Annotated in this window: 11 protein-coding genes; 4 read left to right on the forward strand and 7 right to left on the reverse strand. The window is 66.4% G+C overall.

Annotated features, from left to right (window positions below):
• Nucleotides 1-53: 53 nt before the first annotated feature.
• Complete coding sequence (locus ACWDTI_RS04540; protein WP_449736837.1) at nt 54-1,283, forward strand: lipase family protein; 1,230 nt, start codon at nt 54-56, stop codon at nt 1,281-1,283.
• Between the two features lie 20 nt (nt 1,284-1,303).
• On the opposite strand, the gene ACWDTI_RS04545 is transcribed toward ACWDTI_RS04540, so the two are convergent.
• Complete coding sequence (locus ACWDTI_RS04545) at nt 1,304-1,630, reverse strand: GreA/GreB family elongation factor (protein WP_449736838.1); 327 nt, start codon at nt 1,628-1,630, stop codon at nt 1,304-1,306.
• 319 nt (nt 1,631-1,949) lie between these two features.
• Nucleotides 1,950-2,939 (reverse strand): LacI family DNA-binding transcriptional regulator, encoded by a 990-nt coding sequence (locus tag ACWDTI_RS04550; protein ID WP_449736960.1) that lies wholly within the window; start codon nt 2,937-2,939, stop codon nt 1,950-1,952.
• Nucleotides 2,940-3,094: 155 nt separating this feature from the next.
• On the opposite strand from ACWDTI_RS04550, the gene ACWDTI_RS04555 reads away from it, so the two are divergent.
• From ACWDTI_RS04555 to ACWDTI_RS04565, 3 genes are read left to right on the forward strand one after another with little or no spacing between them, the layout of a single operon-like run.
• Complete coding sequence (locus ACWDTI_RS04555; RefSeq protein WP_449736839.1) at nt 3,095-4,273, forward strand: Gfo/Idh/MocA family protein; 1,179 nt, start codon at nt 3,095-3,097, stop codon at nt 4,271-4,273.
• Nucleotides 4,274-4,318: 45 nt separating this feature from the next.
• On the forward strand, nt 4,319-5,317 hold the full coding sequence (locus tag ACWDTI_RS04560) for a sugar phosphate isomerase/epimerase family protein (protein ID WP_449736840.1): 999 nt from the start codon (nt 4,319-4,321) through the stop codon (nt 5,315-5,317).
• A 42-nt stretch (nt 5,318-5,359) separates the two neighbouring features.
• Nucleotides 5,360-6,349 (forward strand): sugar ABC transporter substrate-binding protein, encoded by a 990-nt coding sequence (locus ACWDTI_RS04565; RefSeq protein WP_449736961.1) that lies wholly within the window; start codon nt 5,360-5,362, stop codon nt 6,347-6,349.
• Between the two features lie 354 nt (nt 6,350-6,703).
• Here ACWDTI_RS04565 and ACWDTI_RS04570 read toward each other — a convergent pair whose 3' ends face one another.
• The 5 genes from ACWDTI_RS04570 to ACWDTI_RS04590 form a co-directional block, all read right to left on the reverse strand.
• A complete protein-coding gene (locus tag ACWDTI_RS04570) occupies nt 6,704-7,426 on the reverse strand; it encodes a GntR family transcriptional regulator (RefSeq protein WP_449736841.1) in 723 nt (240 codons plus the stop codon).
• Between the two features lie 112 nt (nt 7,427-7,538).
• The gene (locus tag ACWDTI_RS04575; RefSeq protein WP_449736842.1) at nt 7,539-8,879 is read right to left on the reverse strand and encodes an MFS transporter; all 1,341 of its coding nucleotides are present in this window, start codon (nt 8,877-8,879) and stop codon (nt 7,539-7,541) included.
• 238 nt (nt 8,880-9,117) lie between these two features.
• Entirely contained in the window at nt 9,118-9,798 is a 681-nt protein-coding gene (locus ACWDTI_RS04580) for a phosphonatase-like hydrolase (RefSeq protein WP_449736843.1), read from the reverse strand.
• Nucleotides 9,799-9,846: 48 nt separating this feature from the next.
• The gene (locus ACWDTI_RS04585; RefSeq protein WP_449736844.1) at nt 9,847-10,995 is read right to left on the reverse strand and encodes a TIGR03364 family FAD-dependent oxidoreductase; all 1,149 of its coding nucleotides are present in this window, start codon (nt 10,993-10,995) and stop codon (nt 9,847-9,849) included.
• 240 nt (nt 10,996-11,235) lie between these two features.
• Nucleotides 11,236-12,420, reverse strand: coding sequence for an alkaline phosphatase family protein (locus tag ACWDTI_RS04590; RefSeq protein WP_449736845.1), 1,185 nt, complete (start codon nt 12,418-12,420; stop codon nt 11,236-11,238).
• Nucleotides 12,421-12,449: the final 29 nt, after the last annotated feature.

Below are 12,449 nucleotides of genomic sequence, written 5' to 3' on the forward strand. Positions count from 1 at the left end.
GTTCTGATGGACAGAACTGAGGTGAAATGGTGACTGACACGACAATGACGTCGATGAACGTTCCGACGACGGCTCCCCAGCTGCCGTCGGCCGATCCCTTTTATGCGATCCCGACGGATCTGGATTCGCTGGCGCCGGGCGAGATCATCCGGTCCCGTCAGGTGGAGTTGAAGGACTTCTGGGCGTCGCATCACCGGAGCCGCGCGTGGCAGTTGGCCTATCGGTCGACGGATCTGAACGGGCTGCCGTCCATCGCGGTGACCACGGTCGTCCTGCCCCGCAAGGCCGCGACCAGTGCACCTCGCTTGCTGTCCTTCCAGTGTGCGATCGACGCGGTCACCTGCCGGTGCTTCCCGTCGTACGCCCTGCAGAAGGGTGCGAAATCCGCCCGGGCGATCGCCCCGTTCGAGTTCGTGGTGGTGCGTCGTGCGCTCGCCAAGGGTTGGGCGGTGTCCATCCCCGATCACGAAGGCATGCTCGGTGCCTGGGGAGCGCCCCGGGAGCCCGGATATCGGGCGCTCGACGGTATTCGTGCCGCATTGTCGTTCTCCGAGCTCGGCTTGGACGTCGCAACCGCCGTCGGACTGTGGGGGTACTCGGGCGGCGGTATGGCGACCGCGTGGGCCGCGGAGATGGCGCCGACCTATGCACCTGAGCTCGACATCGTCGGGGCCGTTCTCGGATCGCCCGTGGGCGATATGGGGTCGGCTCTGCTCCGCCTCGACGGCGGGTTCCATTCCGGTCTGCCCATCATGGCGATCGCCGGCCTGCGACGCGTGTACCCGGCGCTCGACCGGCTCATCGCCGAGCACGCCACCGAACAAGGGCGACAGGAGCTGAACGAGATCGAGCAGATGCACACCGTGGATGCGGTGCGGCGGTTCGGTCACCAGTCGATCGACGACTATCTCGACAGGCCACTGGCCGACATCCTGGCAACCCCGGAGATGGTCGAGATGATGAACGATCTCCAACTCGGCAGCCACGCACCGTCCGTGCCGCTTCTGGTGGTGCAGGCCGTGCACGACGAGATCATCGGCATCGACGACATCGACCGGCTCGTCGAACGGTACCGGGACCTCGGGACATCCGTGACCTACATGCGTGACCCGATCAGCGAGCACTACACGCTGCTGCCGCTGTCGGGTCCGGTCGCGGTCGGCTGGTTGACCCGACGCTTCGACGGTCGACCACCGAAAGGCCGCACCCACACCGTCCTCGCCGGGCAACGCCGTCCGCGGCTGCCTCAATGGCGTGGACGATCCGAGCCCCCGGCTGCCTGAACGCACACCGCGGCCGCTCCTCACGCCAGCCGCACGATCGTCACCACGTGATCACGCCCATCGGCACACCGATAGCGCACCGTCTGGCCGGCACGCCTTCCCAGCAATGCCCGCCCGAGCGGCGACTGCGTCGAACACCGATCGGTGCCGCCCGGTCGCGCAGGCCCGATCACCAATCGTTCTACGTCTCTGGGGTCGGCCCCGAAATACACGTCGACCGTGCTGCCGGGCATGACGATGTGGCGTCGTAACGTACTGCGCAGCAATGACTCCGGTGGCCGACTCATGATCTCGGCCATCTCGGTGGCGACCTCGACGATGCGGCGTTCGTTGGTCGCGCGCCGCATCAGGGCACGGTGCACACCCTCGTCGTAGCAGGAACCCAGACCACAACTCTCCCTGTTGATCTCGATGTCGATAGCGCGCCGACCGTATATCAGTGCCGCCAGCTGACCTTCGAGCTCGGCGAGGCGGGTCGACGAACATTCTCGCCGTAGTGCATGCGCCCCGCCAGACCCCAGCTGCTCCTTCCGAAAGCGCGTCACACCGTCCCACCGGTGATGATGAATCGTCATCGCAGTCCCCCTTACCTCGTGACTGCTGCACCATATGCCGCAGGTACGACAATTCGGACACCGATGACCATCGCGGAGAACGGGGATGCCATCAGCGCAGGCGGGGAGCCGGTGGCGCGGTGGTCGTCCGCACGACGAGCTCCGGGACCAGCGTCGAGGCCGACCGCTCGGTCCGGTGACCGTCGAGCCGGCTCACGACGGCGTCGATGGCGTGCTGGGCCTGCGCCTGCGGTTGCTGGCTGACGGTGGTCAGGTCGACATGCGCCAGACGGGCCAGGACGCTGTCGTCGTAGCCGGTGACCGAGATGTCACCGGGGACGTCAAACCCTTTGCGGCGCAGCACATCGAGGACACCGATGGCCAGTCGGTCGTTGGCGCACACGACCGCGGTCGGGATTGGTCCGTCGAGCAGGGTGCGCGCGGCCACCATGCCCGCGTCCTCGGTGAACGCGGCACCCTCGACCACCGTGTCGTCGACGTTCAGTCCGTGCCGACGCATCGCCCGCAGAAACCCGGTCCGGCGGTCGGCGGCGATCACCCCGGGACCACCGCTGACGTGCGCGATCCGTTCGTGACCGAGCGAGACGAGGTAGTCGACGACTCCGGCGATCCCCTTGCCGTCGTTGGTCCGCACCACATCCACCGAACTCGCGTTGATGCGTCGACCGACAACCACCGTCGGCAGCTCCTCACCGAGCGTCCCGATCGCTTCGGTCTCCAGTTCCGGGCCGATGAGAAGCATTCCCTCACAGCGGAAATCACGGAGGGTCTCGATCACCCGGGACTCACCGTGGGTGGGCGTGACCGCACCGAGCACGATCTCGTATCCGGCCCGGTCGGCGGCGGCGACGATCGCCTCCGCGATCTCGGCATGAAAGCCGTTGCTGATCTGCGCCACCACGCCGATGAGGTGCGAACGCCGCGCCGTCATCAGCGCCGCCGTGCGGTTCATCCGATAACCGAGCTCGTCGGCCGCGGCCAACACCATCCTCCGTGTGTCCTCGCCGACGCCCGGTGCCTTGCGGAACACCAGCGATACCGTCGCCTTGGAGACACCCACCCTGTCCGCGACATCCTGCATGGTCGGCCGATTCGACGAACGCAATCATCGACTCCTCTCCGGGTAACCCAAAGGCTTGACACACGCTGTGACTCGGCTCATAGTACTCGAACTAGACCGGTTTAGTAGACCGGTACACCAACAGAGAAGACCACAGCTTCCAGGAGGAGAACCGAATGTCGCATCGACCCCTTGGCGTCGCCGTCATCGGTGGTGGGATGGCCGGCCGCGCGCACGCAGCGGGCTACCGCACCGCCACCACCCTGTTCGGCACCGACCGACCCGACGTCAGACTCGTCGCGATCGCCGACGCCAACCCGGCCGTCGCCGACGACAACGCCAAACGCTATGGCTACGACCGCGCGGAGTACGACTGGCGCGCCATCGCAGACGCCGACGACATCGACGTGGTCAGCGTCGTCGTCGCCAATCACCTGCATCGCGAGATGGTCGAGGGCCTGCTGTCCGCGGGCAAGCACGTCCTGTGCGAGAAGCCCCTGGCCGGATCACTGGCCGACGCCGAGGCGATGCTCGAGGCCGCGCGGTCCGCCTCGACGCAGGCCGCGGTCGGCTACACGTACCGTCGAGCACCTGCCGTCGAACAGATCCGCCGCGAGCTGGCCGCCGACACCATCGGTGACCTCGTCCACTTCAACGGCCATTACTGGTGCGACTATGCGCTCGACCCGACCTCGCCGATCACCTGGCGCTATCAGGGCGGCCCGGGCACCGGCGCGCTCGCCGACGTCGGCAGTCACCTCATCGACCTCGGTGAGTTCGTGTGCGGACCGATCACCGAGATCTCCGGCGCCCGCTTCCACACCGTCATCGCCGAGCGCCCGATCCCGATCGGCACCACATACGGACACACCAAGGGCGAGGTCAGCGACAAGACGGCACCGGTGGAGAACGAGGACATCGCCACGTTCACCGCCACCTTCGCCAGTGGCGCGGTCGGTACCTTCTCCACTTCCCGCGTCGCGCACAGTCTGCCCGACGGCCTCGGCTTCGAACTCTTCGGCACCGGCGGCTCGGCGTCGTGGGAGCTGGCCCGCATCGCCGAGTTCCATCTGGCCGCCGACGACGTGCGTGCCGATCTGAACGGTCCCCGACGCATCACCATCGGCCCGGATCACCCCTACATCCGCGGTGGTCTGCCGATGGACGCCGGCGGCGTGGGCCACGGCAAGGCCGAGCTGTTCGCCTATCAGGCGCGTGCCTTCCTCGATCAGGTCGCCGGTATCGACGTCCTCGGTCCGCTGCCCGGCTTCGACACCGGTCTGCACAGCATGCGCGTCGTCGCATCGATCGCCGAATCCGCCGCCGGCGGTGGCGCAACCGTCAAAGTCAGCTGAACCCCGTCGCTCTCGACATCTTTCACCAGAACCAGGAGACAACCCATGAAACTCGGTGTGTACACCGCCATCCTGCACGACCGTCCGCTACCCGAAGCGCTGGAGGTCATCGCGTCGCTGGGGCTGACCGGCGCCGAGATCAACGCCGGCGGATTCCTGCCCACCCCGCACCTGCCCGTCACACAACTGCTCTCCGGTGAGGTCTCCCCGGCCGACTACCTGGCCATCTTCGAGGCCACCGGCGTGCAGATCGCCGGACTCAACTGCAACGGCAACCCACTGCACCCCGACCCCGAGGTCGGCCCCGACGATGCCGCCGACCTGCGCAACGCCATCCGCGTCGCCGGTCTGCTCGGGGTCGACCGGGTGGTCACCATGTCCGGTCTGCCCCACGCCCATCCGGGCGGACAGTGGCCGGCCTGGCACGTCAACACCTGGGACTCCGGCTACCTCGACTCCCTGGACTACCAGTGGGACCAGATCGCCGTCCCGTTCTGGACCGAGATCGACGCCCTGGCCCGCGACAACGGCGTCAAGGTCGCCATCGAGATGCACCCGCAGAACCTGGTGTTCAACCCGCCGACGATGAAACGCCTCGTCGACAAGGTCGGCGCCACCCACATCGGCGCCGAAATGGACCCCTCACACCTGTTCTGGCAGGGCATCGACCCCGTCGCCGCCATCGAGTGGCTCGGCCCGCTGGTGTTCCACGCCGCCGCCAAGGACACCCGCATCAACCCCAACTGCGCCCTCTACGGTGTGCTCGACGAACGCTTCACCCGAATCCCGTTGAGCGAGAACCCCACCGGCCTGGGCGGCAAACATGTGGTCAACAAGTGGCCCGAGGACTCCGCCTGGGACTTCGTCGCCGTCGGCCGCGGCCACGACACCGACTTCTGGACCCGCTTCCTGCGGGCCCTGGAGCAGGTCGACCCCGACATGTGGGTCAACATCGAACACGAAGACGTCGAGTTCGATCGGATCGAGGGCCTCAAGGTTGCTGCCGACACCCTGCACACCGCCAATTCCGCACTCGTCCATTGAGTTTCACCCCATAGAGAAGAGCACACGATGAACATCACCCCCATGCGCCGCGTCGCCGCGACCGTCGGCGCCGTGTTGGCCACGATCACCGTGCTGTCTGCCTGCTCGAGCACCGGCGGCAAACCCGATTCGAGCGGCGATGGGGGAATGGCCGCCGGGCAGGCCGACACACCGCGATTCACCGTTGCGATGATCACGCACGGCCCGCCCGGCGACACGTTCTGGGATCTCATCCGCAAGGGCGCGGAGACCGCTGCGGCCAAGGACAACATCGACCTGAAGTACTCGTCGGAACTCGAGGCGCCCAACCAGGCCAACCTCGTGCAGAACGCGATCGACAGCAAAGTCGACGCCATGGCCGTGACCTTGGCCAAGCCCGAAGCCCTCGCTCCGGCGGTGCAGAAAGCGGTGAGTGCGAAGATCCCGGTGGTCGCTTTCAACGCCGGAATCGAGCAGTGGAAGGCCATGGGCGTCCTGTCGTTCTTCGGCCAGGACGAGACGGTCTCGGGTGAGGCCGCCGGCAAGCGCCTGAAGGACGAGGGAGCCAAGAAGGTCATCTGCGTCATCCAGGACCAGGGGAACGTCGCGCTCGAATCCCGTTGTGCCGGTGTACTCAACGGGATGGGTGGGGGAGTGGAGAACCTCAATGTCAACGGCACCGACATGCCGTCGGTGCAGTCGACCATCGCCGCCAAGCTGCAGGAGGACCCGAGCATCGACCACATCATCACGCTCGGTGCACCCATCGCATTGACCGCGGTGAAGTCGGCCGACAACGCCGGCAGCAAGGCGAGGATCGCGACTTTCGACACCAACGCGACACTCGTCGACGCCATCAAGGGCGGTCAGGTCGAGTGGGCGGTCGACCAGCAGCCGTTCCTCCAGGGCTATCTCGCCGTCGACTCGCTGTGGCTCTACCTCAACAACCGCAACGTGATCGGCGGTGGGCTGCCGACCCTGACCGGGCCGGCATTCATCGACAAGTCCAATATCGACGCGATCGCCGACTATGCCAAGAAGGGGACCCGGTGATCACTCAGCAAGTTGACAGTTGACGGCGAGGATGCCCGAAGATTGGCGGCGAATAGTCGATGGCGTCGGGGATCACGCAACTGAACACATCACCGAAGGAGGATCCCATGGCCTTCCGCAAGCCCGTCGACTACATCGTCACCCCCGGTAGCCCCACCTACCGTCGCATCCGCAGGTTTGACCCGAAGACCGGCAAATGGGTGTGGGTCTGGGCTCAGACCAGCTGATCGCACCCCACGGCGCGACCGTCCGCGCCGTTGCGAAAGTGGCCCCGTCGTGAATCCCCCCACGCGACGGGGCCATTCGCTGCCACCACCGCGAGGTGTCGACGGCTCGGAGTCGCGTTCGCCGCACTCACGGAGACTCGGCGGTCATCGCATTCATGATCGAGAACGTGACCTGATCGGGGCGGTACCGGTCGTCGGAGTACTCGAACGGGCGCCCGTGCGGATCGAAGCTGGTGCGCCGCTCGCGGAGCAGGGGCGCCGCCGGGGGGATCTGCAGGGCCTCCGCATCGACCGCGTCGGCGGCCACCGCATCGAGCTCGTGACGCATCGAGGCGAATTTCACCCCGTTGTCGACCAGATGGTCGGTGATGGAACCCGTGTCGGGATCGAAGTCGAACAGGCTCTGACCGACGTCGGTCGTGAATCGGCTGCGTTCGAGGAGGGCGGGTGAACCGTCGAGCGTGCGGAGCCGGATCACCTCGATGATGAAGTCGTCCTCGGAGATCTGCAGGGCGTCGGCGATCTCGGCGCCCGCCCGCGTACGGGCCACGCTCAGGGTGTGGTTGCCGGGCTGTCGATCGGTGGTCACCGCCCACTGCGAGAACGGGGTGAACGAGGCCAGGGTCTGCGTCGGCTGGTGTGGTCGCCGGACCCGCGCCGGGCGGCCGCGCGTCGTGGAGATGAGTCCCTCGGTGCGCAGCTTGTACAGCGCTTGCCGGATCGGACCTCGACTGACCTGCCATCGCTCCATCAGGGTGGCCTCGGGCAGCAACTCGTCGCCGGGCTGATACTCACCGCTGAGGATCTGCGCGCGGATGGACTCGTAGATCTCCTGATATCGAGGGGACAACCCGACCTCCGCACCTGTACATCTTGCCGACTTGTCTACCTACCTTAGAGGTGCTCGGCCGACAAGCACGAAGCGGCCCCGGGGGAACCGGAGCCGCTTCGAATCGACGTGATCAGACGTGGCCGGGCACGCGATTCCAGTGCGGCAGCAGGATGACCAGAGCCAACGCCGCGGCGCCGGCGAACCCGTAGAACAGTGCGGTGGTGCCGAGATAACCGGGCAGCAGGCCACCGAAGATCGCACCGACCGACCCGCACCCGTTGATGATCCCGGTGGCGGCCCCCGCATGCTTGGAGGTGCCGAAGTCGACCGCGGAGACACACGACACCATGGCGTCCGCGCCGTAGAGGGTCAGACCGATCACGGCCAGCACGGCGATCATCAGCCACACGTTCTGCGTGGCCGTCAGCGGAGTGAAGAGCACCAGCGCCGCGACCAGGACCGCAAGCGAGAGCACACACGCCGGGATGCGCTTGGCGTGGAAGACGCGGTCGGAGATCTGCCCGAACAGGATCGGGGCGAGGACGCCGGCGACGCCGAACGCGATCGGCACGGTGACCGCGGTGAGATTGCTTGCATGCGTGAGCCGTTCGGCGACGATGACCGGACCCCAGAGCAGGATCGCATACCGCGCCGGCTTGAGCAGGAAGTAGGTCGCCCCCAACGTGAGAACCATCTTGTTGCCCAGCACCGTGCGATACGTGTCCCACGCAGAAGTGGTCTCGCGAGTCATCTCGACGTCGTCGGAGGTCACCTCACCTTCGGGAGTCGGTTCGTGCAACTCCTCGATCTCGGGCAGACCCACATCCGTCGGCGAATTCCGTTGGCATTTCAGCGTGATCAGAACCACGACGGCGACGACGGCGGCACCGGTGAAGAACGCCGCACGCCAGTCGTCGACGACACTGTAGGCGACCCACCCGAGGAACGGGGCCGCGGCGAGCCCGCCGAACGCGTAGTTCGTGCTCCACAGCCCGAGGATGCGACCCCGTTCGCCGATGGTGAAGAACTGCGCCATGTTGGTGAGGGTGCCCGACCAGCCGGTCGACTGGGCAAGGCCCTGCAGCATCATCAGCGGCACCAAGAACATCAACGCCGGCAACAGGCCCATGAACACCGCCGCAAGTGCGGAGATCACCAGTCCGCTCAACAGGATTCGGCGGGGTCCGAACCGATCCGACATGGCGCCCCACACGAATTGCCCAGCGGCGTAGGCGGTGAGGTAGACGGCGTCGAGATTGGCCAGAACTTCCTTGGACAGTGTCGTCGACAGCACCGGGTCTTCGAGGATACCCAGTTTGGCGACCGAAAAGGCCTGGCGGGTGAAGTAGAAGCCGGCGTAGATGATCCACGTGACGGCGAAGATCTGCACGCGCCACCTCTTGTAGGCGGGAGCGGCGGCGGCCCGGGTGGTGCGGTCCGCGGTTGTCGAAGTCGAGCCGGGAGTTGTCATGACGTCCTTCGAGTGGGGGAGGGTGTGCATGAAGGGCACGGAGGATGAACGGGACGCAGCTGCGATGATGCGCATGACGGTCGTGCGGTGATGGGTGCGCCTGCGGGAATGGGCGGCGAGATCGTGGGGCGGTGGGGCTGACACCGCGCTGGCGGCGGCGGGTTCGCGTGTGGGGATGTCTGATCAGACAGATTGCGCTGGTGCGACTTTCGCGAACCCGCCGCAGTATGAGGGCGAGCTACTTCAACAGGGAGATGATGTCGGTGACGCTCTCGACGATGTGGTGGGCGCCGGCGGCCACGAGTTGCTCGGCGTCGTGGGCGCCGGTGAGGACGCCGACCACGATGCCCGCGCCGGCCCGAAGGCCACTGGTGATGTCCGACGAGGTGTCGCCGACCACCATCATCGCGTCCACCGCGCTGGTGCGGGTCGTGATGACGGCGGACAGCGGCATGTCGGGGTGCGGCCGTCCACGCAGGTCGTCAGTGGGGCACAGGACCACATCGGCGACGTTCTGCCATCCCAGTGACTCGAGGATCGCATCCTGTGTGGGCTTGGCGAACCCGGTGGTCAGGGCCACCTTGACCTGACGGCTGCGGCAGCGGGCGAACAGTTCCTCGGCACCGGGCATCGCACTGCACCGGCCCTCGGCGACGAGCTGTCCGTAGGTGCGTTCGAACTCCTTGTTGGCCGATTGTGCCTGCTCCTCATTGCCTTTCGCGAGGTGACGAAAGACGGTGATCTTCGACTGTCCCATGGTTTCCCGGACGTAGTCGAGCATGGCGGTCCGATCGGCCTCGGTGGCCGAGAGCCCCGCATGGGCGTCGGCCGCGAGAAACGATGCGACAACGAGGCCTTCGTCCTGCACGGTGGTTCCGGCCATGTCGAGGACGACGAGCTCGGTAGGAGTGGAAGTCATTGGTGTTCAATACCTTTCATTGGTGGGTGAGATGCCCTGGTGTGTGGCTCAGACCAGGGCGGGTGTTGGGCCGAGCGCGTTCTCGACGCTCGAGTGCGCGAGGCCCATGCTTGTCGTCATGCCGATTCCGGTGGTCACGGTGACGATGTGGGTTCCCGGGAGTGGTTCGCGGATCAGGAACTCCCGTCCTGGCGCGCTGCTGTAGACGCCCTGCCAGCGTTCGACGACATCGACGGTGCCCACGTCGAAGAGCTCCTTGGTGACGTCGATCAGCGTGGCGAATCCCTCCTCCGATTGGAAGGGGGAGGTCGTCACCTCCCGAATGTGCGTGTCCCCGATCAGAAGAGTGCCGTCGGGTTGTGGCGTGTACATCTGGTGCAGGTCGATGGCGGTGTACTCGGGGAAGGTGGTGTGCAGCCGCTTCGCGACCGCGTTCGTCGACGGTAGGGTCTCGAATCCGCTGTAGCGCAGCAGGGACCAGCCGGTGAACAGCGGGGTGGTGAGCGGGAAACGCAGCGGCACAACCGCCTTCAGCATGTGCAGCGCACAGCGCTTGAGCTCGATCTCGGCGGCTGTGTCCGGGAACAGCCGGTCGATGTCGTGGTTGACGGTGATGAATGTGGCTTCCGCACGGATGTCCCCGCGGGAGGTGTGTACCAGGCCGGGCTCGAACGCGTGGGCGGCCGTTCGCCAGAAGAACTGGACTCCGACAGATTCCAGCCAGCGCGCGATCGACGGGGCAGCTGTCCGCGGATTGACCTGGAGGTCGTCGGGCAGATACATACCACCCACGACGTGCCGGGGGTCGGCGGGTACCAGGCCGAGGACTTGGTCCCGGCTGAGGGTGCGGGCGGCTCCGGGACCGCGTTCGTCGGCGAACTCGCGCATGACGGCCAGTTCGTCGTCATGGCGGGCGATCGCCACGGTTCCGGATTCCGCCGCCCAGAACCCGGCGTGGCGGGAGAGCGCGAGCCAGTGCTCTCGGCCCGCTCGCGCGTACCCGAGTGCCTCGCCCGACTGGGCGGTGATGCACGCGTGTCCGAAGTTGCGGATCGAGGCGCCGGCGACCTGGTCGTCATGATCGACGACCGCCACGGACAGGCCGCGCTGCCGTGCGTGGTAAGCGTGCGCGAGGCCGACGATCCCGGCTCCCACGACGACGACGTCGAAGTGTTTGTGGGTTGTGATCATGGTCATACCTTCTCGCCCCAGCAGCCAGTTGTCAATACTTTGGTGAAAAGAAAGCTATACAAGTTGTGTTACGACGCGTCGGCTCGGCGTAAACCCCAGGTAAACGGACCGGAGTGGGCTACGAAGCCCTCTGATCTGGGTAAACAGCGACGAGCTACCCGGTGCGCGCGCCTGCCGCACCGCCGTCGACAGCTCGCGGCGCTGGCAGGTAGCCGACAAAGATAGAGATACAACCCTGGCCGGAGACTAGCCCTTGTGGACCAACAAGGGCACGAGCTGCTCATCGAGCGTCCACGCCCCGTGATGGCCCGTCATCGTGACTTCCGGTTCTGGGTCGGTGAGGCCGCGGGTCAGGATCGTGGTATCCCGTGCGACCGCCACCACGTCGCCGATCCGTTGCGCCACAACATCTGTCACGCTCGACCCGAACCACCGCTCGTCGAGGACCTGGTCGCGTGGGACGACGTGCGCGTGGTCGCCGACGAGCTCGCGCCAGGTCGCCAGAACGGTGTCGCGAGCAGCCGTCAGGGTGTGGACCTGACGGACTCGCATCTCTCCGGCGATCGCCGTGACACCGTTCAACATCCCGTCTGTGGTGTCGATGTCGATGCGGTTGTCCGCCTGGATCATTCCGTGGTCGCCGGTCACCACCACGGTGGTGTCCCGTGGCAGTGATGCCGCGAGGTCGGCGACGAGCCGGTCGACCACCCCGAGGGTCGTCACCCACTGCGGCGAGCCGGGGCCGAAGAGGTGACCCACCATGTCCAGATCGGGCCAGTACGCGTAGATGAATCGAGGACCCGACGGCTCCCGGGCGAGCGCCTCGGTCACCCCGGACAGGATCTGGTCCGGTGTCGTCGCCCCTGAGTAGGTGCCCTCGACCCGGAATGCGGCGCGACTGAATCCCGATCCGCGGTAGGCCATCGGCATCACATAGCACACATCCACTCCGCGCTCGGCCATCGCGGCCAGTCGTCCGCCGAGCGGCTGAATCCGTTCGGGCTCGTAGCGATTGATGGCCGTACGGCCGACCGATGTGTCGAGAGTCCACCGTAACGCGTTGAGTGTGCGGCGCTTTCGGCGGAAGTCGGAATCCTCCTCGGGCAGGAACGAGTAGCCGATGATGCCGTGGCGCCCGCACTCGGCGCCCGCCATGAGGCTGGTGATGCTGGTGGCGGTCGTCGCCGGAAAGCCCGCCCGGATCGTCGTCTTCCGCAGGGCGGTCAGCGTGGGTGCGACGGTGGCATGGCGGGTGAGCAGTTGGTCGCCGAGTCCGTCGATCAGCAGCAGCACGACGTTCTGGGACGGTGGAACCGGGACGAGCCCCGGTGACGCCCCGTCGAATGCATCATCGATGGCCGGCAGCACGTCGGCCAGGGTGGCGTAGTGTCGCCACTCCCGCGGATGCAATTCGGTGAGCACGTCAGTCACATCTGCCACGGTAGCCACGAATCTGTGGA

The organism is Gordonia sp. NPDC003424, assembly GCF_053588655.1.

Bases quoted from the DNA above. Each gene is read 5' to 3' on its own strand.
- ACWDTI_RS04540 (WP_449736837.1), top strand. From the start codon at position 54: ATGAACGTTCCGACGACGGCTCCCCAGCTGCCGTCGGCCGATCCCTTT.
- ACWDTI_RS04545 (WP_449736838.1), bottom strand. From the start codon at position 1,630: ATGCGGCGCGCGACCAACGAACGCCGCATCGTCGAGGTCGCCACCGAG.
- ACWDTI_RS04550 (WP_449736960.1), bottom strand. From the start codon at position 2,939: ATGCAGGATGTCGCGGACAGGGTGGGTGTCTCCAAGGCGACGGTATCG.
- ACWDTI_RS04555 (WP_449736839.1), top strand. From the start codon at position 3,095: ATGTCGCATCGACCCCTTGGCGTCGCCGTCATCGGTGGTGGGATGGCC.
- ACWDTI_RS04560 (WP_449736840.1), top strand. From the start codon at position 4,319: ATGAAACTCGGTGTGTACACCGCCATCCTGCACGACCGTCCGCTACCC.
- ACWDTI_RS04565 (WP_449736961.1), top strand. From the start codon at position 5,360: ATGCGCCGCGTCGCCGCGACCGTCGGCGCCGTGTTGGCCACGATCACC.
- ACWDTI_RS04575 (WP_449736842.1), bottom strand. From the start codon at position 8,879: ATGACAACTCCCGGCTCGACTTCGACAACCGCGGACCGCACCACCCGG.
- ACWDTI_RS04580 (WP_449736843.1), bottom strand. From the start codon at position 9,798: ATGACTTCCACTCCTACCGAGCTCGTCGTCCTCGACATGGCCGGAACC.
- ACWDTI_RS04585 (WP_449736844.1), bottom strand. From the start codon at position 10,995: ATGACCATGATCACAACCCACAAACACTTCGACGTCGTCGTCGTGGGA.